Annotated in this window: 20 protein-coding genes and 1 pseudogene; 14 read left to right on the forward strand and 7 right to left on the reverse strand. The window is 64.9% G+C overall.

The genetic code is table 11. The annotated features are described in order from the left end of the window. The first annotated feature begins 302 nt into the window (after positions 1-302). Positions 303-1,016 carry a DUF2637 domain-containing protein gene (locus tag R3P93_RS20245; protein ID WP_068053794.1) on the forward strand — a complete coding sequence of 238 codons (714 nt, stop codon included), beginning with the start codon at positions 303-305 and terminating at the stop codon, positions 1,014-1,016. A 22-nt stretch (positions 1,017-1,038) separates the two neighbouring features. After that, positions 1,039-1,551: a DUF427 domain-containing protein gene (locus R3P93_RS20250; RefSeq protein ID WP_094640932.1), complete on the forward strand. Its 513-nt coding sequence runs from the start codon at positions 1,039-1,041 to the stop codon at positions 1,549-1,551. A 4-nt stretch (positions 1,552-1,555) separates the two neighbouring features. On the opposite strand, the gene R3P93_RS20255 is transcribed toward R3P93_RS20250, so the two are convergent. From R3P93_RS20255 to R3P93_RS20265, 3 genes are read right to left on the reverse strand one after another with little or no spacing between them, the layout of a single operon-like run. Next, the gene (locus tag R3P93_RS20255) at positions 1,556-2,599 is read right to left on the reverse strand and encodes an NHL repeat-containing protein (protein WP_317533903.1); all 1,044 of its coding nucleotides are present in this window, start codon (positions 2,597-2,599) and stop codon (positions 1,556-1,558) included. Then, positions 2,596-3,216, reverse strand: a complete 621-nt coding sequence (bluB, locus tag R3P93_RS20260) for a 5,6-dimethylbenzimidazole synthase (RefSeq protein WP_176460442.1) — start codon at positions 3,214-3,216, stop codon at positions 2,596-2,598. The genes R3P93_RS20255 and bluB overlap by 4 nt, the downstream gene beginning before the upstream one ends. A gap of 11 nt (positions 3,217-3,227) precedes the next feature. Continuing rightward, positions 3,228-5,546: a putative bifunctional diguanylate cyclase/phosphodiesterase gene (locus tag R3P93_RS20265; RefSeq protein WP_317533904.1), complete on the reverse strand. Its 2,319-nt coding sequence runs from the start codon at positions 5,544-5,546 to the stop codon at positions 3,228-3,230. Positions 5,547-5,655: 109 nt separating this feature from the next. Here R3P93_RS20265 and R3P93_RS20270 point away from each other — a divergent pair, with 109 nt between their 5' ends. From R3P93_RS20270 to R3P93_RS20280, 3 genes are all read left to right on the forward strand, one after another. Next, complete coding sequence (locus R3P93_RS20270; RefSeq protein ID WP_068053805.1) at positions 5,656-6,249, forward strand: TetR/AcrR family transcriptional regulator; 594 nt, start codon at positions 5,656-5,658, stop codon at positions 6,247-6,249. Positions 6,250-6,549: 300 nt separating this feature from the next. Further along, the gene (locus tag R3P93_RS20275) at positions 6,550-7,227 is read left to right on the forward strand and encodes a DUF4956 domain-containing protein (RefSeq protein WP_068053808.1); all 678 of its coding nucleotides are present in this window, start codon (positions 6,550-6,552) and stop codon (positions 7,225-7,227) included. A 44-nt stretch (positions 7,228-7,271) separates the two neighbouring features. Next, the gene (locus R3P93_RS20280) at positions 7,272-8,891 is read left to right on the forward strand and encodes a CotH kinase family protein (RefSeq protein ID WP_449619217.1); all 1,620 of its coding nucleotides are present in this window, start codon (positions 7,272-7,274) and stop codon (positions 8,889-8,891) included. 11 nt (positions 8,892-8,902) lie between these two features. On the opposite strand, the gene R3P93_RS20285 is transcribed toward R3P93_RS20280, so the two are convergent. Next, positions 8,903-9,070, reverse strand: coding sequence for a S4 domain-containing protein (locus tag R3P93_RS20285; RefSeq protein ID WP_176460421.1), 168 nt, complete (start codon positions 9,068-9,070; stop codon positions 8,903-8,905). 93 nt (positions 9,071-9,163) lie between these two features. On the opposite strand from R3P93_RS20285, the gene R3P93_RS20290 reads away from it, so the two are divergent. The 5 genes from R3P93_RS20290 (at position 9,164) to dinB (ending at position 12,795) form a co-directional block, all read left to right on the forward strand. Next, on the forward strand, positions 9,164-10,000 hold the full coding sequence (locus R3P93_RS20290; protein ID WP_068053811.1) for a hypothetical protein: 837 nt from the start codon (positions 9,164-9,166) through the stop codon (positions 9,998-10,000). A 48-nt stretch (positions 10,001-10,048) separates the two neighbouring features. Then, positions 10,049-10,966 carry a polyphosphate polymerase domain-containing protein gene (locus tag R3P93_RS20295; RefSeq protein ID WP_068053816.1) on the forward strand — a complete coding sequence of 306 codons (918 nt, stop codon included), beginning with the start codon at positions 10,049-10,051 and terminating at the stop codon, positions 10,964-10,966. A gap of 23 nt (positions 10,967-10,989) precedes the next feature. After that, positions 10,990-11,145: a hypothetical protein gene (locus R3P93_RS20300; protein WP_317533906.1), complete on the forward strand. Its 156-nt coding sequence runs from the start codon at positions 10,990-10,992 to the stop codon at positions 11,143-11,145. Between the two features lie 44 nt (positions 11,146-11,189). Beyond that, a complete protein-coding gene (locus R3P93_RS20305) occupies positions 11,190-11,534 on the forward strand; it encodes a hypothetical protein (protein ID WP_317533907.1) in 345 nt (114 codons plus the stop codon). Between the two features lie 73 nt (positions 11,535-11,607). Further along, positions 11,608-12,795, forward strand: coding sequence for a DNA polymerase IV (gene dinB, locus R3P93_RS20310; RefSeq protein WP_317533948.1), 1,188 nt, complete (start codon positions 11,608-11,610; stop codon positions 12,793-12,795). Here the strand turns inward: dinB and R3P93_RS20315 are convergent, their stop codons facing one another. After that, the gene (locus R3P93_RS20315) at positions 12,796-14,193 is read right to left on the reverse strand and encodes a cytochrome P450 (protein ID WP_317533908.1); all 1,398 of its coding nucleotides are present in this window, start codon (positions 14,191-14,193) and stop codon (positions 12,796-12,798) included. A gap of 95 nt (positions 14,194-14,288) precedes the next feature. On the opposite strand from R3P93_RS20315, the gene R3P93_RS20320 reads away from it, so the two are divergent. Then, positions 14,289-14,864 carry a TetR/AcrR family transcriptional regulator gene (locus R3P93_RS20320; RefSeq protein WP_094640941.1) on the forward strand — a complete coding sequence of 192 codons (576 nt, stop codon included), beginning with the start codon at positions 14,289-14,291 and terminating at the stop codon, positions 14,862-14,864. 22 nt (positions 14,865-14,886) lie between these two features. Then, positions 14,887-15,163, forward strand: a pseudogene (locus R3P93_RS20325) (DUF2277 domain-containing protein). Between the two features lie 6 nt (positions 15,164-15,169). Here R3P93_RS20325 and R3P93_RS20330 read toward each other — a convergent pair. Beyond that, complete coding sequence (locus R3P93_RS20330; protein WP_068053936.1) at positions 15,170-15,589, reverse strand: helix-turn-helix domain-containing protein; 420 nt, start codon at positions 15,587-15,589, stop codon at positions 15,170-15,172. Between the two features lie 292 nt (positions 15,590-15,881). Here R3P93_RS20330 and R3P93_RS20335 point away from each other — a divergent pair, with 292 nt between their 5' ends. Then, positions 15,882-16,553, forward strand: coding sequence for a hypothetical protein (locus R3P93_RS20335; protein ID WP_141215322.1), 672 nt, complete (start codon positions 15,882-15,884; stop codon positions 16,551-16,553). 22 nt (positions 16,554-16,575) lie between these two features. On the opposite strand, the gene R3P93_RS20340 is transcribed toward R3P93_RS20335, so the two are convergent. Then, the gene (locus tag R3P93_RS20340; protein ID WP_068053851.1) at positions 16,576-17,739 is read right to left on the reverse strand and encodes a globin domain-containing protein; all 1,164 of its coding nucleotides are present in this window, start codon (positions 17,737-17,739) and stop codon (positions 16,576-16,578) included. A 178-nt stretch (positions 17,740-17,917) separates the two neighbouring features. Between R3P93_RS20340 and clpB the strand changes: the two genes are divergently transcribed. After that, positions 17,918-20,464 (forward strand): ATP-dependent chaperone ClpB, encoded by a 2,547-nt coding sequence (gene clpB / locus R3P93_RS20345; protein ID WP_283347694.1) that lies wholly within the window; start codon positions 17,918-17,920, stop codon positions 20,462-20,464. The last annotated feature ends 65 nt before the right edge of the window (positions 20,465-20,529 follow it).

Raw genomic sequence — 20,529 nt, forward strand, 5'->3', positions numbered from 1 at the left:
ATGCGCGCGCATTCGCCAGGCGCGTTCGCAATTGTCAACGCGCGCATAGCGATTTCGCGCGCCCCTGGCAAACGCGCGTGCGTTCGCGAAGACTGCTGGGCGGACAACACCGGGCGGCAACGAGGCGATCAGAATCCGCAGGTCTCCTCGGACTTACCTCCGGCGCACTCGCTGTCGACACTGCTGTGAAGCCCGGCCTGATCGACATTCGCGGCGGCGACGCATCGTTCGCGCCGCCTTCGAGCTCTGACCGTCGCAGCCTTCACCGAACTTGTCGGTGGGTTCGTGTTTCATGACGATCCATGAACAAGGTCCTGCGTGCGACGCTCGTCAGTGCGGTCGTCATCACCACCGTCATCGGAATTGCGTCCTTCGTGCTCAGTTTCGCTGCACTGTGGGATCTGGCCACGATGGCAGGTGTCCCACGCTCGCTGTCCTGGCTGTGGCCGGTGATCGTCGACGGCACCATCCTGCAGGCCACGATCTCCGTCATCGCGCTGGCCCAATTCGAGGATCAACGCAGTGGTCGACGCTTCTTCTGGGGTGTGTTGATCACGGCAGCTCTGGTGAGTATCGGCGCAAATGCCATGCACGCCTTCATCTCCGACGCCGGCACACTGCATCCGGCCTTGTCGGCAGCGATCGCGACCGTCGCGCCGGTCAGCTTGTTGGCCGCAACCCACGGACTCGGCATCCTCGTCCGAATACCGGCGGAACTGCCGAAGTTCACAGACGAAGAACCCGCCCCCGAAGAGGTGGCCATCGCGGTCCCGAAAGCCGAACCCGTGACACCAGCGCCCGAATTCCCCACCCCCGAGATACCGACCCCTGCGCAGATGGCGCGCACCGAGCCGGTCCGCACAGACCCGATCCGAACCGAGCCGGTCCGCACCGAACACCGCCCGCCGGAATCCCCGGTCACCTCGGTGCGCACGGTCGAACCACTCGACGAGGTCGATCGCTGGATTCTCGACGAGGAACGGGTGGACGATCTCTATCCCGTCGACGCCCCGTGACGCCCGGTGGCACCATCGAAGGATGAGTACACACTTGCCGAGATCCGTCGTTCCCGAGAAGCCGAAGCCGGGCCAAGAATCGGTCTGGGATTACCCTCGTCCACCCAAGCTCGAAGCCTCGAATCGTTCCCTCGTCGTCCGGCTCGGCGGCCAGGTGATCGCCCGCACGACCGCCGCGTACCGCGTGCTCGAGACGAGCCATCCGCCCACCTGGTACATCTCGCCTGCAGACGTCGTTCCGGGCGCGCTGACCCCCTCGGCGGCGCGATCGACGCACTGCGAGTGGAAAGGCGCAGCGACGTACTGGGACGTCCACGGCGGAGACGCTGTCGCAGAGGCCGCCGGGTGGAGCTACGAGAACCCCACCCCTCGGTTCGCCGAGATCGCGGGTTACCTGGCGTTCTCGCCCAGCCGCCTCGAATGCGAGATCGACGGCGAAGCGGTCCGACCCCAGGAAGGCGGGTTCTACGAGGGCTGGATCACCGACGACGTCGTCGGCCCGTTCAAGGGAATCCCGGGCTCCTACGGGTGGTGACGCCCTAACCGACCGGTAACTCGGCGCGGGGGATGATCTGAATCGAACTCGCCGCGCCGGGGTCGCTGCCGGTCACCAGCACGTCGCCGTTCCGCGGATCGACCGCCACCGAGTTGGCCTGCGTCACCGTCGGAACATCGCCCAGGATTCGCGGAGCTGCGGGATCGGATACATCGACCACCCGCAGTACGTTCGACGCGGTCAGCGTCACGAACAGCACCCGACGTTCGAGATCCACGGCGAGCCCGTACGGGTTACCCGGCGCGTCGATCGACGCGATCTGACGAATGCCGCCGGCATCGTCGACCGACGCGAGCAGGACCGCACCGCCGTCGGTGTCGGCGAACCCGGCCACCGTCTGATTCACCGTCACCGCGTGCGTGAGCTTGACGCCGATCGGAGCCTGCGACACCTCCCGCTGCGTCGCGCCGTCGTAGACCCACACACCGTTGCCCTGCACGTCCGCGACGGCCGCGAACGGACCGAGAGCGGCAGCACCACCGGGCTGAACAGGGCCCGGCGGTAGCTCCGACACGATCGCCCCGTCGCGCAGGAAGATCACTCCGCCACCCATCTCGTTGGTGGCCACGACGGTGCCGTCGGAGGTCTGCACCGCATCGTGTGGCTGACGACCGACACCGGTGGCCGTCGACAGAATCGCGCCGTCGGCGAGCGAGATCTCGAGCAGCTCGTCACTGCCCTCGAGCGGAACCAACACCGGGCCGTCGGGACCGGCCAGTGAAAGATGTCGCGGCGCACCCGTCGTCGAGACCATCTGGCGCACGGCACCGGTGGCCGCGTCGAACAGCACCACGCCGTCGGGCTCCCGCACCCCGGCAGCAGCGATCCCGGACGATCCCACCACGACACCTTCGGGAGCACCCGCAAGAGGAACGACGGTACCGATCGGGTCGGCCGCATCCGGGGCCTGTGCGGGCTCGGCCGCCGGAGTGGTTGCCTCAGTGGTCGGTTCGGTCGGGGATTCGGCCGCAGAGCAGCCGGCGACGAGCAGGCAGACAGCGGCCGCCGCGACCAGGGACGCCCTCATCGGCGGTACTGCTCGAAGTGCAGGGCGTCGTCCAGTGGACGGCGGCTACGCCAACCGAAGCGTTCCAAATCGGGTACCTCCTGAAACGATTGGACCGGACCGACGCACAGCCAGGCGATCGGGCGGACCGGTGCGGGGATGTCGAGCAGCTCGGTGAGGTACGCCTCGTCGTAGAACGAGACCCAGCCGACGCCGACGTTCTCGGCTATCGCTGCGAGCCAGAGGTTTTCGATGGCGAGGACGGCGGAGAACAGTCCGGTGTCGTCGACGGTGTCGCGGCCGAGGACGTGCCGACCTCCACGGTCGGGATCGTAGGTGACCACCACCCCGGTTCCGCTGGTCTCGATTCCCTCGATTCTGATGGGATCGAACGTCTTTCGTCGTTCGGCGTCGAGCTTGTCCGCAAAATCCTGTCGGCAGCCGGCCACGTGGGCCGCGAATGCGCTCAGAGTATCGGGCTTACGGACGACCACGAAGTCCCAGGGCTGGGTGTTGCCCACGCTCGGGGCTTGATGCGCCGCTCCGAGGATTCGTCGCAGAACCTCGTCGTCGACGACGGTTCCGTCGAACTCGGCGCGGACGTCGCGGCGAGATCGAATCGCGGCATACACCGACAGGGCTGCTTCGGTCATGATATCCGTTCTCCTGTAGCAGTATTCAGATGCGCATTCAGTTCGGCGACGAGGGCGGGTAGTCGGTCTGCCGAGGTGGGACGGCCGAGGTGGTAACCCTGCGCTCGTCCGCACCGTAGTTCGCGCAACGCCGTCATCGTCACCTCGTCCTCCACTCCCTCTGCCGTCACCGACAATCCCAGCGTACGGGCGAGCTCGACGGTCGATCGCACGATGGCGGCATGCGCCGGGTTGTGTGCCATGCCGCCGATGAACGTGCGATCGATTTTCAGCTCCTGTACCGGCAATCGCTCGATGTAGGCGAGCGAGCTGTAACCGGTTCCGTAATCGTCGATGGCGACCTGCACGCCCATCGCATGCAGTATCGACAGCGTCTCGGTCGCGCCGATCGGGTCGGTCATCGCCGAGGTCTCGGTCACCTCGACGGTCAATCGGCGCGGTGGACAATCGAATTCCTTCAGCGCCGTACACACTTGCTCGATGAGGGTGTCGTCGAACAGGTTTCGGGTCGAGATGTTGACGGCGATGCTCAGCTCGAGCCCATCGGTCATCCACTGCCTTCGTTGGGCGAGGGCCTGGGTGAGGACGTAGCTCGTCAACGGCCGGATCAGTCCGGTGCGTTCGGCGGTGGGCAGGAATGTGCTGGGGGACAGGACGGTGCCGTTCGGATGATGCCACCGCAGCAGTGCTTCCACGCCGACGACGGTCATCGTCGTGAGGTCGATCTGCGGCTGATAGTGCAGTTGCAGTTGATCCGTCTCCAGTGCCGTGGTGAGTTCGCCGAGCATGATGAGCTGCTCGCTCTTGTCCCGGTCCATCGACCGGTCGTAGTACGCGACGCGAGACTGGGCGGCTTTCGCGGCCTGGACGGCGAGGTCGGCGCGCTGTACGAGGCGATCGGGTGTCGTTTCGTCCTCACCGTCGCCGGGAGAATTGGACGCGACTCCGACGCTCGCTTCGATCAGCAGGGTCATGTTTCCCACCTCGAAAGGAGTGGCGAACAGGAGCTGAATCCGGTGCGCCAACGCGGCCGGGTCCATCGACTCCGATGCTCCACACAGGGCGAACTCGTCGCCGGCCAAGCGCGCCAACAGAATCGAGTCGTCGGCGACGCCTCGCAGTCGCTCGGCGACCACCACGAGGACCTGGTCGCCGAGGCCGCGTCCGAAGGTGTCGTTGATCTCCTTGAATCGGTCGATGTCGACGGTGAGCAAGGTCGACTCACCCGCATTGCCCCAGAGTCGATGCTCGAGCGCGCGTAGGTTGGCCAGTCCGGTGAGGTGATCGGTACCGGCGACGGCACGAAGCTGGACGGTCTGAGTGTGCAACAACCGCAGCAGATCGGTGATGCGGAGCATCACCAGGACCACCAGAGCGAGAGCACAGAGCAGCACCGCCCATCCCCACTGGGCGATCGGCTCGTCGCGAACGACCTCGATGAACATCACGATCGGCGCAGTCAGGGTGGCTGCGGTCAGCACGACGACCGTGGGAGTGGTGAACGACGCCATCAGGTGGGCGTCGGATTCGATGTTCGGGTTGGTGATGCGCCGCATGGACGGGTGAAGGGCGGCGACCCCGATGAGGACGTAGGACATGATCCATCCGACGTCGAACACAGACCTGTCGGACGAGGAATCGGAGACGATCGCGAAGTTGTTCACGGTGTCGGTGACCACTAGCAGCGCTACGGCCACGGTGAGGAGCCGGTAGGACAGGGTCCGCCACTGCCGTGAGCCGACGAAGTGGGCCAGCAGTCCCAGCAGAAAGATGTCCATCGCGGGGTACGCGACGTCGACCAGGCCTGCGGTTCCGGAGATGCCGCCTCCGCCGAGCGACGGCTGCACGGCGAACACCCAGGTGAGCAGTCCGAACGCGACCATGATGATGGCGCTGTTTGCCACGTGGCCGCGTTCGCTCGGTCGCCACTTGTGGCGAGCGAGAAGGAACAGGCCGAAACCGTAGACCGGATAGCCGACGAGGTAGATCGCGTCCGCCGGCGACGGGTAGGGGACACTGCCCTGGGTGATGTGGATCCACTCGTAGACGATGTCGCCGATCACCCACAGGGCGGTGCCCATGGCGATGGCCAGCCAGGCCGAACGGTTGCGGGGCCGGTGCATCCTGGTGCCGACGACGGTGGCGGCAACGGCGGAGGCTCCGACGAGTGCGAAGACCGACTGGCCCCAGACGGTGGTCGGGACGACGAAGTAAGCGGCGCAGCCGAGTGCGCCGAGCGCTGCGTACCACCGCCACCAGGCCGTCACGATTTTCTCCAGCCGTTCACGCCGATCCGACGGCTTCAACAATGTCACACGGACGTGATGTAGGTCACCTGCGCTGCGCGTCCAGTGACAGAAGTATGCCTCAGCGCTACGCTCGGTAAGCGGTACGAAACTGTTTCGATTCGATAAGGGGGCACGGATGAGCGTCGACGCCCCACGTCGGTCGAGGGTGAGTGTGGAGCGCGAGGGCGAATTTCTCGACGCCGCACTACTGTGCCTCGGCGAGGTCGGTTACGACTCACTGTCGATGGACCTGGTTGCCGAGCGAGCGCAGTGCAGCAAGGCCACCCTCTACCGGAGATGGTCGAGCAAGGCCGAGATGGTGGTCGCGGCCATCGAATCGGTCGGCCCGCCCCCGTTCGTCGGCATCGATACGGGAGACCTTCGCGGAGATCTGCTCGAGTTGATGAATCGGGTGTCCGAGGGGGCAGAGCACGATCAACGTTTCGCCGCGGCGATCCACCACGCGGTGATGGTCGACGAACAGTTGGCGGCAGCGGTGCGGAGAACGTTCCTCGAACCCGAGGCCAGATTCCTCGAGTCGGTCGTCGTGCGCGCGGTGCAGCGGGGGGAATTGTCGAGCAGGCCGAGATCGGCAGACTTTCTGCAATACATGGTGTTCAGCGCAATCATGACTGGCCCATTGACCGACGCCAAGCCTTTGGATTCGGAATACCGAACGCGAATAATCGACGAAGTAATTCTGCCGTCACTTCGCTCGACGACCGATTGACAACGTTTGTACGGAATGCGCACGTAATCGATTGACCCGCAACATAATTGAAAAATTCGACCGACCGACGTCCGAGTGGGACGCCGGGTCGTGTGCGTTCGAAATTCGATCGCTGCCAGCGAATGAACGGCTGAATTGGCAGGAAACTGCCAGCTTCTGAGGTGGAATTTCCGTCGCAGCTGTCTCTAGGGTTAACGGCATCCGAACAAACGGTAAACAGCATCGGTTGCGGATGTCGGCGCGCGGGTCACGTGCTCCCGGTGACCGGTGCGGAATTCGACTCGACTCGATCGGAATGCAATGAATTTCAACATTCAAGACCTGAGCGGAACGTTCTCGACGTTCGACATCGTGGTGTCCCTGACACTGTCGTTCGTCCTGTCGGCGATCATCGGCTGGGTCTACCGACTCACCCACAAGAACGTGTCGTACAGCCAGTCCTACGTACAGACCCTCGTCACGGTAGGCATGGTCATCAGCTTGATCATGCTGGTCGTCGGATCGAACGTGGCACGTGCTTTCGCGCTCGTCGGCGCGCTGTCCGTCGTCCGATTCCGCAACGCCATCAAGGAAACTCGCGACGTCGGGTTCATCTTCCTCGTGATGGCGATCGGCATGGCCACGGGGACTCGCTTCTACGTACTGGCGATTGCGGCCACGTTTGCGATCTGCCTGGTGATGGTGGTGATGAGCAAGTTCAACTGGTTCAAACTCGATGTCCAGCGCCAGGTCGTCAAGGTGCAAGTGCCGCCCGACGCCGACTACACCGATCTCGTCGAAGACGTACTGATCAAGTACTGCAAGGAGTTCGAGCTGGTCAGTACCGAATCGGTGCGATCGGGTGCATTGACCGAGCTCTATTACACGGCCCAACTCAGATCCGGCAAGAAACCCGGCGAGTTGATCGCTGCTCTCAGTGAGGTCAACACGGGGCAACGGGTCTCGGTACTCACCGGATACGACCAGACGGACATCTGATCGTGACCGACCCGAACACGAACTTTCCCTCGGCCCCGACAACCCTGCGAAGGAGGCTCGTCCACCGAGTACCGCGGACGGTGCGGCAGCACTGGAAAATTGCTGCCACCCTGCTGGTGTTCGTCGTGGTGATGGCGACCGTGTTCGGGTCGACCCGGATCCGCCCGTACATCACCGGTGATGCAACCGTGATCGCCTCCGAGATCACCGAGAACGTCCAGGGCACGGTCGATCTGTTCGATCCCACTGTGTCGCACTCCATTTCGATCGACGTTGACGTCGGCGACTACCAGACACTGAAGGACTCCTTCCAGAACGAAGGGGTCAAGGAGTCGGTACCCGCAGACATCACCATCGACGGAACCCTGATCGCCGACGTCGGTATCAGGTTGAAGGGCAATTCCACGCTGGCCACTCTCAGCAGCGACGACGGCTCGATGCCCGGGCGCGGCGGAGGTACTGCCGGGACATCCGGTCGACCAGCACCTGCAGACGGTGCAGCCATGCCCGAGGGTGCAGCCATGCCCGAGGGTGCGGCCATGCCGGAAGGTGGGGCCATGCCGGAGGGTGCGGCCATGCCGGAAGGTGGGGCCATGCCCGGCGGTGCTGGGATGAATATGTTCGGGGAGCCGCTCAGTTTCGATGCGCCCGAGGATCTTCCGTTTCTGATCGACTTCGCGGAGTATTCCGAGGGGCGGGCCTATCAGGGTCACACGACGCTGTCGCTTCGGCCGTATACGCCCGCTTTGAACGAGTCGGTGTCTCTTGCGATCACCGAGGCCTCGGGTCAGGCGACCCAGGACTTCACCTACACCACGTATTCGGTGAACGACTCGGCCGAGACGACGCGGCTGGTCGTCGTCGCTCCCGACGACGACTACGCCAACTCCCTGGAGGACGGCGACGGGGTGCTGTACAAGGTCGGTGCCGAAGCCAGTTTCACGTACGAGGGAGACGATCAGACGACGTACGCCGAGCAGTACACCCAGATCAACGCTCTCGGCACCGCGGACCTGCAACCGATCATCACGCTGTTGAAGTGGCTCGACGGTGCCGATCAGGCCGAGTTCGATGCGCATCTGGCCGACTATGTCGATGTCGACTCACTGGCGAATTACCTTGCCCTTCAGAACTTGCTGGGCAACGGCGACGACATGGGCGGCCCGGGAAAGAACTTCTACCTGTACTACGACCTGGACTCGAAGACGTTCTCGGTCGTGTCGTGGGATCTGAATCTGGCTCTGAACTCAGATTCCACCGCCGGTGCGAACGACGCGGTGTCGATGATGCCCGGTGGCGGCGGGGCAGGTGGCGGCGGGATGCCGCAGATGCCCGAGGGGTTCACACCGCCGGAGGGAATGGAGATTCCGGAAGGCGGGGGGATGCCCGAGGGCGGCCCGATGTTGGGTAATTCGCTCAAGGACATGTTCCTGGACTCGACCGAATTCACCGACGAGTACGACGCTGCCTTCCGCACCATCTACGACGAGCTGTGGGCGAGCGGCCGAGTGCTCGACATCGTCGACGAGGTCACCGCATCCATTCCGACGTCGGCGGCGCTCACTCAGGAGGAGATCGACGCCGAGGCTGCGGAATTGAAGTCACGGCTGCAGATTCGCACCGATGCACTCGCCGACGATCCTGTCGTGACGGGATCGTCGTGATGTCTCGGCGGTCAGCGCAGGGTCAGGGTGTCTGCCGGGGAAACTTCGCGGCGAGGATCGCGCAGCGGCAAGCCGTTGATCAGGACCATTCCCTCCATCACGAAGGAGGCGGCCTGCGACAGCGTGCGCGCAGTGCCGGTGGCGACCAGCAACTCGGGAACAGAAGTTCGACCGTTCATGAGCTGATGCTGCTCCCGCGCAGTGACCGCCGACGCTCGATCTCGTGGCGGATAGGCGACGGTCGGATGAACACTCGGAGACGGAGGTTTGGCGTGATCGTCGCTGCGTGCGGAGCCGGTGCCTCGGTACTCGCGTCGTGCGCGTCGGCCGAACCCCCAGCAGCTGCGAGATTCGAAACCTGGTGCACCCCCACCGACTCGGGCCTGTCCGAGTTGTCGGGTCTGGCGTGGACGGGCGATACCGGCTACGCGATCGGGGACCGCGGCAGTGACGATCGGCTGGCGGTGCTCGACCGTGCCTGCGAGGTGACCGGGTGGGTCGACGTCGGAGTCGAGACGGTCGACGTCGAGGACATGGCCGTCGACAGCGCGGGGATCGTGTGGCTCGCCGACACCGGTGACAACGACAGCGACCGGGAGAGCGTCACGTTGATCGGCGTCGACGTGGCCACCGACCGGCGCACCTCGGTCACGATGCGCTACCCCGACGGCGCACACGACGTCGAGGCGTTCGCTCTGACGCCCGCCGGGCAACCGGTGCTGATCACCAAGGTCTCGGGCGGTGCGGCCGCGTCGATCTACAGCAGTGACGAAACCATCGACACCACAACGACATCCATCGATCTGGTCCGTTCCGGAACGGTGTCTGCGACTGCGCCGGACGGGTCGAGCAGACCGATCACCGGTGCAGCCGTCGATGCCGACGCCACAGTGGGGGCACTGCGAACCAAGAAGGATCTGTTCGTCTTCGAAATCGCCGACGGTGATGTGCCCGCGGCATTCTCGGGCGCTCCCGCCCGTGTTGTCGAGGGACCCGATCAACCACAGGGGGAGGCCGTCGCCTACACCGACGCGGGTGAACTGCTGCTCGCGTCCGAGGCCGACGGAGCCACCGAACTACCCCCGATCGTGTTCGCGGAGCCGAACTGAACGCGGCGTCGCCCGACCATGCACACCCACCGAAGGAAGGTTCGATCCATGAATCTGTTCGACAAATTTCGACCCAAGGCCGCTTTGGAGAAGCAGGGTGCGTCGCCGGAGGACCTGAACACCGAGCCCACCGGTTACCAGCAGACCGCCAGCAAGCTGCACTCGTTCAATCGGTACGAGATCAAGTACTTCGTTGCCGAGGCCGACGTCGCTCAGGTCCGTGAAGAACTGACGGCACGGATGGACACCGACCCGTTCTCGCCCAAGGGTGGCTACCCGGTCACCTCGCTGTACTACGACACCACCGATCTGCGGTTCTACTGGGAGAAGATCGAGGGCCTGAAGTTCAGGCGCAAGGTGCGGGTACGGCTGTACGGGGCGCCGTCCGAGTGCACCGACGACACGCCGGTGCAGATCGAGATCAAGCAGCGCGTCAACAGGGTCACCCAGAAGCGCCGAATCTCGTTGCCCTACGACGTTTCTCAGCGGTGGCTCAACGGCCGCGAGGAGATAGAATGCGATCCCAGTCAACGCCCGTTCGTCAACGAGGTCAGCACGTTGATCGCCAATCTGGATCTGCGTCCGATGGTCACCACCGGTTATCTGCGCGAGGCGTACATCGGTCGTGAGGCCGACCTCGGTCTACGGGTGACGATCGATCACAAGGTGCACGGTCGGGATCGCGACTTCCGATTCGATTCCGGTGCCCAGAACCGCTTCATCATCCCGCCCAAGCTCGCGATCCTGGAGATCAAGGCCAACGAACGAGTGCCGTACTGGGTGACCGACATGACGGCACGGATGAACATGTCCGTCATCCGAGTCTCGAAGTACTGCCAGTCGATCGAGGCGTTCGAGATGGCACCTCGATCACGCGCCGGTGCGCCCGAACTGGTGCTGCCCGCCGATGCCGACCACCGCGTGCCGTCGGATCTGCTCGAGCCCTACGCCGGCGCTCGCCGGTAGCCGCACCACTCAGGAGACGAAAGATGTTCGCACGCTTGGACCCCGAGTCCGTACTGTTCGACTCCTCGACGCAGCTACTGGACATAGGAGCCACGATGTCGACCCAAGCGCTGCTACCTGCACCCGAAGGCGATGCTGTCGCGGCGCGAGTTCGCCTTCTTGCGGAGGTGGTCCGTTGATGCGGCGCGCGGGTCGGATATCGATGGGCGCTGCACTCTGCCTGATGGCACTGAGCGCAGGCTGCAGTTACGAGATGACGTCGACCGAGACCGGCACCGGCATCTCGCGTGACGTGCAGGAGGCCAGGGACGGATTTCTCGAAACTCCGGGAATGAGCGAACTGTTCGACGACCTCTACGGACAGGGCATCGGAACCACCGTCAACGAGGTGTTCGCACTGGGCATCTACATTCCGGGTTTTTGCGAGACCCGCGCCCAGCAGGGGCTCACCGAAGAGCAAGCCGTCGCCGAGGTGACCGATTCGCTCGGTGCTACCTACGAGAAGGGGACCGGTGAGCCCTGGGCCGAGCCCATAGTGCAGGCCGCGGAGGACCACGTCTGCGGGTGAGCGGGCCGAGGGTGTCGGTGGCCTGTGCGAGCATGGAACGGTGGAGTCCACCGGTAGACCCGTGGCGAGCATCATGCACGCCGACCTGGACTCCTTCTATGCCTCGGTGGAGCAGCGGGACGATCCGCGGCTGCGCGGCAAGCCGGTGATCGTCGGCGGGGGAGTGGTGCTGGCCGCCAGCTACGAGGCCAAGGCCTTCGGTGTGCGCACGGCGATGAGCGGCGGGCAGGCACGCGCGGTCTGCCCGCAGGCCATCGTGGTGCCGCCGCGTATGGACGCCTACTCGCAGGCGAGCAAGGACGTGTTCGACGTCTTCCACGACACCACCCCGCTGGTGGAGGGCATCTCCATCGACGAGGCATTCCTCGACGTCGGCGGGCTGCAGAAGATCGCGGGCAGTGCCACCGAGATCGGACAGCGCCTGCGGCAGGACGTCGCCGAGCAGGTGGGGCTGCCCATCACCGTCGGGATCGCCACCACCAAGTTCCTGGCCAAGGTTGCCAGCGCCTTCGCCAAGCCCGACGGCCTGCTGCTGGTACCGCCCGGCGGCGAACTCGAATTCCTGCACCCGCTGAACATCGAAAGACTTTGGGGCGTAGGAAAAGTGACCGCCGAGAAGCTGCACGTTCTGGACATCATAACGGTCGGCGACATCGCGGCCTACGGCGAGCGGTCGTTGGCCTCGGTACTCGGCAAGGGTGCGGGTGCCCACCTGTACGCGCTGGCCATGGGCCGGGATCCACGACGCGTCCAGCCCGGTAAGTCGCGCAGTTCCATCGGTGCGCAGCGGGCACTCGGCCGTGGCAGGCACGACGCGGCCGAGGTGGAGGCATCGTTGATCGGGCTCGTCGATCGCGTCACGCACCGTATGCGCGCCGCGCAGCGAACCGGCCGAACCGTCATGTTGCGCTTGCGCTTTGCCGATTTCACCCGGGCGACGAGGTCGCACACGCTCGATCGAGCGACCGCCGACACCCGCGACATTCTCGACGCCGCACTCGAATTGCTGCACGACGCGGCGCCGCTGATCGCGGAGAAGGGCATCACGTTGGTGGGGGTCACCGTGTCGAGCATCGACAGGGGCGGTGCGGAGCAATTGGAGCTGCAGTTCGACCCGCCGCAGGTACGGACACCGCCGGAGGCCTCGGCCCTGGACCGGGCGCTCGACGGGGTGCACAAGAAGTTCGGCTCGACGTCGCTCACTCGTGGGGTGTTGCTCGGCCGTGATCCGGGGATCTCGGTTCCGCTGCTACCCGACTGACTACTGCCGTACTGTGGGTTTTACCCGAAAGCCTGTGGGCATCATGGTCAGTCGCTCCTGGACCTTCAGTCGGTACGACGGGTCGGCCTGCAGGTCGAAGCGCTGCAGAATGGTTCCGAGCACCAGAACGGCCTCGTGGATGGCGAATTGCCGTCCGATGCAGGCGCGTTCACCGGTGCCGAAAGGCTTGTACACGTGAGCGGGCCGGGCCTTGATGCGATCGGGCAAGAAGTTGTCGGGATCGAACTCGTGCGGGCGGTCACCCCACACAGGATCACGATGCAGCGCCGTGGCGAGCACGATCGCCCAGTCTCCGGCCGCCATGGCGTAGCCGTCGCCGACGACGGTGTCGGCGCGTGCCCCGCGACCGAACGCCGGGACGGTGGGCCACAGGCGCAGTGATTCGTCGAGGACGCGTCGGACATATCGCAGCTTGGGGACCTGGCCGAACTCGGGCTTGCCGGTACCCCAGACCTCGTCGACCTCGGCGCGGGCGCGCTCGAAGACCTCGGGGTGCGTCGCCAGGTAGTACAGCGCAAAAGAGAGTGCACCGGAGGTGGTCTCGTGACCGGCGATCAGGAATGTCAGTATCTGGCAGCCGATGTTGGCTTCGCTCAGGGCATTCGGATTGTCGGCGTCACGCGCGGCGTCCATCATGATCTGGAGCAGGTCGCTGAAGTCTTCGGTGGATCGGCGCCTGGTCCTGACGACATCTGCGAGGACGTCTGCCAGGTACTGCTTGTTGTCCGCGTACCGGCGATCCGAGCGGGCGAACAGAGGCTTGGCGAACGCGGGAACCTTCAGCAACGCCCGCCGCTGGTTGTACGTCAGCGCACCGACCATGGCCGAGACGAACGGATGCGGCTCGGCACGCGCGAACGAGCCGAAGCTGTAGCTGAATCCGGTCCGGCCGATGGTCTCGAGCGTCAACGTCGTCATGTCGGCCGATACATCGGTCGGTGACGCGTTGCGAGAGAGGGACTCCCAATGCTCGATCAGGTCGTCGGCGACGTCGACCATGATCTCGTGGTACCCGCGCATGGCCCCTGCGGTGAACGCCGGGCGCAGAAGATCATGGGCGCGTTGCCAATTCGGTTCGTGGTTGTAGGCGGTGAACAGCCCGTCGGCTCCGATGTCCCGTAGATTCTCGACGCCCGGGGGCAAGAACTTCTCGAAGCGCTTTTCGTCGCACAGCTCGCCCACCACGTCGGCACCGGAGGCGAAGACGAATCGTCGGCCGAGGATGTGCCGCTCGAACAGCGGGCCGAGCGTGCGGGCCATCGCGGTCGAATCCTGGACGGGGGTGCGGGGATCGACGCCGACGACGTCGCCGAGCACGGGGAGTCGGTGCGGGGGATGGGGCAGGGAGCCGCCTCGTACCGCGAACTGTGTCGACATCGCCACTCCATCGTCTCGGGACCGGCCCTTGTTGAACCGTGTCAAATAGTGACCGTACTCACTGTTGAACCGGTGTCAAGTAAGGTTCGAGGCCCATGACCACACCGCGCAAGCGCATGACGCCGGCACTGCGGCGTGCGCAGCTGATCGAGATCGGCTCGGCACTGTTCGCCGAGCGGCCGTACGAGGACGTCTGGATCGAGGAGGTCGCAGACCTTGCCGGCGTGTCACGCGGATTGATGTATCACTACTTCCCGTCCAAGCGGGAGTTCTTCGTCGAGATCGTCCGCGCCGAATCGGAGCGCAACCTCGGTCTGACCGCGCCGGACACCTCGTTGCCGGTATTCGAGCAGATCGCCGCAGGCCTCGATGCGTACATCTCGTACACCGACGAACATGCGCACGGCGTCCGCGCGGTCAATCGCGGCACGTTGCTGGGGGATCCTCTGATCAACGAGATCCTCACGCGCGAGTTCGACGTCCAGCAGCAGCGGATCCTTGCCGCGCTGCCGACGACGTTGCAGGACGACGAAACGGTACGCACCGCGCTGCGCGGCTGGATCGCCTTCGTGCGAGCTGTGTGTCTGGACTGGGTGGAGCGCAGAACTCTCGACCGCGAGCAGGTGCGCGCGTTGTGTCTACGGGCGTTGTCGGGTCTTCTCGAGGTGTGAGATGCGGGGCTATCGTCGAGATATGTGCCGAAACATCACCCACCCTGCGAGGGTTGGAACCGCACGCCACCGACGCCGAGATCGAAGCGGCCGCGCGTCAGTACGTCCGCAAGATCAGCGGCGTACAGAAGACGTCGGACGCCACCCGCGATGCGTTCGAGCTGGCCGTCGCCGAGGTGACGGCGACGACGCACCGACTCCTCGATGCGCTTCCCGAGCGGCGTCAGCCACCGCCGACGGTGCCGCCGCTGCGGCGTCCGGAAGTGCAGGCAAGGATTGCCGCCAGGGCCGGGTCCTAGCGGGTTCTAACGGGTGCTGTCCGGCGGCACCGCGGGTAGGCCTTCGCTCACGCGGAGTTTCTCGGCCATCGAGCTGAGCAGATTTTGCGATTCCTCGGACAGGTCGAATGCCCGAGCGGACAGGCGGCGCAGACCGTAGCCCTTCAGTTGGGTGAGCAGTTCGAGATCGTGGTCGACCTTCGTCGCATAGATGTTGTCGAAGAAGTAGTCGGGCTTGACCTTGAAGAACGCGGCCAGCGCCGCGACGGTGTCCGCGGACGGATTGGCGCGCTGCCCCGACCGCAATTGCGAGATGTAGGGCTTGGAGATCTGGTGTCCGCGCGAGGCGAGAGCGTCGGCGACCTCGGCGTTGGTGTGTGGCTTGCGTCCGGGCGGGTGGATCGTGGCGAACAGATGGTTCAGACGTGCGGCGAAATCAGCGGACATCGGGGATGTGTGTGCCTTCCTGATACAGCCGCTGCCCACCCGGGCAGATCGGTCCGCCGCGGACCGAACCGGCTCATAGTAGCCGCTGCCGTGGATCCCGCGAACCATGGCTGACCTGCAGAAATTCGTCAGAAAATCGTACTGATCGGTTTCATGCGTCGGTGGACATAGAGGGGCGAGCCCGGGCAGGCGGGTGCCCCGAGAGCGGGATCGAACGAATGGTTTTCCGCAGAATCGGACGCGTGATTCGAGCCCCGGTGGCAGACTGTCTTGCCAGGCGAAGGGGGTGGAGATGACCGATCGTCGACGGCGAACGTTCGATTCACGAGACGGTGACGCGGAGGTGGTCGAGCCGCTGCTACGCGCCGTGCTGTCCTACGCGCCGCGGGACGAATCGCGCCTGCCGCACCCCTCCGAGGGAATCACGCTCAGGGCCGAGGACGGCTCCGGGTTCGTTCGGCTCGCACTCACCATCGCAGACGATCTCGGCGCGGGCATCCCGGGGCCGTTCGGGTCCCGATTCTACGAATGCGGATCGTTCGAAGTCATTGTTCCGCAACGAGATCCCCGCGACGGCGCGCTGTTGATGATCCACCTGCTCGACGCCCGAGCGCCCCACAGATTCGAGTTCGCCACGTCCATGCCGCCTCAGTGGAGCCTGCGGCTCGAGCGCGATGGCTCGGTGTCGGTACTCGACGATCTCGGCGATGCAGTGATATTCATCGGTCGCCCATGGGCATTCGACTCCGACCTGTATCCGGTTTCGGTGCACTACACCATCGAGAACGGCCTCCTGGTGCAGAACATTCTCGCCACCGCAGACACCGGCTATCCCATCCTGATCGATCCCGACCCCGACGCGATCATCACCGGAGACGGCCGGCTCATCACCGAGACGTGGACTCCGCGACTGGTGGCCGGCGGAATCGTCGAGGATCTGCCGCCGAAATCGCTGTCCAGCTGATTGCCCTGCAGCGCAGACTGATTCAGAACGGATCGTGCTGAATGTGCTCCATCGGCGTGCCCACTTTGCGGAGGGCGTAGATCGTCGTTCGCACCATCGACGGAGACCCGCAGATCTGAATCTGCCGATCGGCCCACGAGCCGAACTGGGTCACCACCTTGCCCACCGCACCGTGCAGACGGTGGTGCATTCCCCACGGCAGTTCGCGAGGCGTGCCCGAATACCACCACGGATTCTCGAGCTGCTCGGTCACCGGAACGATCGTCAACCATGGATTCGACAGCGACAGCTGCCACAACGTGTCCAGATCGTAGAGATCGCACGGATACGTTCCGCTGACGAACAGATGCACCCGCGGATTGTTGCTGCGCTGCGCCATCTCCATGACCTGCGCACGCAGCGGAGCCAGACCGGTGCCTCCCGCGATCATCAACACGTCCTCGCCGATCGCGCGATCGACATGCATCCCGCCCAGCGGCGGACTGATCGACCAGCGATCACCCACCGCGGTCTCGGTGACCATCGCCGGTGACACCCAGCCCCCGGATACGCGTCGAACATGGAACTCGATCTCGCCGTACGGATTGCTGGGAATGGCCGGGGACAGATACCGCCAGAGCTTGGGCCGCTGCGGAATCTGCACACTGACGTACTGCCCGGGGAAGTACGGGATCTCGCCGTCGGTCTTCAATCGAACCACCGCGAGGTCGTCGAGCACCCGCTGATGCTCGACGACGGTGGCACTCCAGAAAGGCGGCAGTTCGTCGTCGTCGGCGGCGACGGCCATCGCATCGCTCACCACGGTCAGTGCATCGTTCCAGGCCGTCTCGACCTCGTCGGTCCATACCTCGTTGCCGGCGAAGGTGCGGAACGCGCTGATCAGAGCCGAACTGCCCGCACGGAAGTGCGCGCCGGAGATTCCGTGCTTGCGGTGGTCCCGGCCGAGTTGTTCGAGGAACGGTTCGACGCGGTCGGGATCGTCGAGATGCTCGAAGACGTAGCCGAGTGCCATGACGAAGTGTTCACGCAGGGCATCCATCGAGGCGGGAAACAGAGCTCGGAAGTCGGGGTGCTGGGCGAAGAGATGGCCGTAGAAGGACCGGGACAGCCGCGCCGGACCGTCCTGAGCGGCCACGACGGATTTGAATCCGGTGCGGACCAGGGAGATCGTGCGTGCGTCGAGCATCGATCCACCTCCACCCCACCGAATCACTGCTGTCGACCGACACCAAAGTAGACCGGTCGAGGATATCGCGCACGTCGCAGAATGTGGAGAAATCCAAGGTTGAGCGGAACAGACTCAACTTCGCTATGGTTGTACCGAGCGACAGTCTTTGCAGAACCCAGTCGAAAGAAGGTGACCGGTGGACAGCTTCACTCCCACCACGAAGTCGCAGGCAGCACTCTCCGCTGCTCTGCAGGCCGCATCCGCGGCCGGTAACCCGGATATCCGTCCGGCACATTTGTTGGTGGCGTTGCTCGATCAGACCGACGGCATCGCCACTCCCTTGCTGAAGGCCGTCGGCGTCGACCCCGCAACGGTGCGTCGAGAAGCGCAGAGCCTCGTCGACCGGCTGCCCTCGGCAACCGGTTCGACCACCACTCCGCAACTCGGCCGTGAAACCCTCGCCGCGATCACCGCAGCGCAGCACCTGGCCACCGAACTCGACGATGAGTACGTCTCCACCGAGCATCTGATGGTCGGCCTGGCGACCGGAAACGACGACGTCGCCAAGCTGCTGACCGGCCACGGAGCCGGACCCAACGAGCTGCGCGACGCCTTCCAGGCCGTCCGGGGCAGCGCTCGGGTCACCAGCGCCGATCCGGAGAACACCTACCAGGCGCTGGAGAAGTACAGCACCGACCTGACCGCGCTCGCCCGGGAAGGCAAGCTCGATCCGGTCATCGGCCGCGACACCGAGATCCGGCGAGTCGTACAGGTTCTCTCCCGACGCACCAAGAACAACCCGGTGCTCATCGGCGAACCCGGCGTCGGCAAGACGGCCATCGTCGAAGGACTGGCCCAGCGCGTCATCGCCGGCGACGTACCCGAAAGCCTGCGCGGCAAGACCGTCGTCTCTCTCGACCTCGGTTCGATGGTCGCCGGCGCGAAGTTCCGCGGTGAGTTCGAGGAACGGCTCAAGGCCGTGCTCGACGACATCAAGAACTCCGCCGGTCAGGTCATCACGTTCATCGACGAGTTGCACACCATCGTCGGAGCCGGCGCGAGCGGTGAATCGGCGATGGATGCGGGCAACATGATCAAACCGATGCTCGCCCGCGGCGAACTGCGTCTCGTCGGTGCGACGACCCTCGAGGAGTATCGCAAGTACATCGAGAAGGACGCCGCTCTCGAACGACGCTTCCAGCAGGTCTACGTCGGTGAGCCGTCGGTCGAGGACACCGTCGGCATCCTGCGCGGACTCAAGGAACGCTACGAGGTGCATCACGGCGTCCGGATCACGGACTCCGCCCTCGTCGCCGCGGCAACCCTGAGCGACCGGTACATCACCGCCCGGTTCCTGCCGGACAAGGCGATCGACCTGGTCGACGAGGCCGCGTCCCGTCTGCGCATGGAGATCGACTCGCGCCCCGTCGAGATCGACGAGGTCGAACGCGCCGTCCGTCGCCTCGAAATCGAGGAGATGGCACTGGCGAAGGAGACCGACGACGCGTCGAAGGCTCGACTCGACAAGCTCCGCCAGGAGCTGGCCGACCTGCAGGAGAAGTTGGCCGGGCTCAGCACCCGCTGGCAGAACGAGAAGAACGCCATCGATTCGGTACGGGCACTGAAGGAGGAGCTCGAGAACCTGCGCGGCGAATCCGATCGCGCCGAACGCGACGGCGATCTGGGCAAGGCCGCCGAACTGCGCTACGGACGCATCCCGACCCTCGAGAAGGAGCTCGCAGCCAAGACCGAGGACTCGCCCGCCCAGGGTGACGTGATGCTCAAGGAGGAAGTGGGCCCGGACGACGTCGCCGACGTCGTCGCAGCCTGGACCGGAATTCCGGCCGGCCGGATGCTCGAAGGCGAGACCGCGAAGCTGCTCCGCATGGAAGACGAGCTAGGCAAGAGAGTCGTCGGACAGAAGGACGCAGTACAAGCGGTGTCCGACGCCGTCCGACGCTCCCGCGCCGGAGTGGCCGATCCCAACCGTCCGACGGGATCGTTCCTGTTCCTCGGACCCACCGGCGTCGGCAAGACCGAGCTGGCGAAAGCGTTGGCGGAGTTCCTCTTCGACGACGAACGCGCGATGGTCCGCATCGACATGAGCGAGTACAGCGAGAAGCACGCCGTCGCTCGGCTCGTCGGTGCGCCTCCGGGCTACGTGGGCTACGAGGCCGGCGGCCAGCTGACCGAAGCCGTGCGCAGGCGTCCGTACACCGTGGTGCTCTTCGACGAGGTCGAGAAAGCGCACCCCGACGTGTTCGACATCCTGCTCGCCGTACTGGACGAAGGCCGCCTCACCGACGGCCAGGGCCGGACCGTCGACTTCCGCAACACGATCCTGATCCTCACCTCCAACCTCGGTGCCGGCGGCACCAAGGAGCAGGTGATGGACGCGGTGCGGCGCTCGTTCAAGCCCGAGTTCGTCAACCGCCTCGACGATGTCGTGGTGTTCGACGCCTTGTCCGAGGACCAGCTCGAGTCGATCGTCGACATTCAGCTCGGCTTCCTCGCCAAGCGTCTCGCGGCTCGTCGCCTGACGTTGGAGGTGTCCTCGCCGGCCAAGTTGTGGCTCGCGGCCCGCGGCTACGACCCGCTGTACGGCGCGCGTCCGCTCCGCAGGCTGATCCAGCAGGCGATCGGCGATCAACTGGCGAAGCTCCTGCTCGCCGGCGACGTCCACGACGGCGACGTGGTGTCGGTCAACTCGAGCCCGGACGGCGAACGCCTGATCCTGGGCTAGCGGCGGCCCTTCTCCGCAACAGGCCCACCCGAGCACTGCTCGGGTGGGCCTGTTTTGTGCCTTCA

This window comes from Rhodococcus cerastii (assembly GCF_033042195.1).
Lineage (GTDB): Bacteria > Actinomycetota > Actinomycetes > Mycobacteriales > Mycobacteriaceae > Rhodococcoides.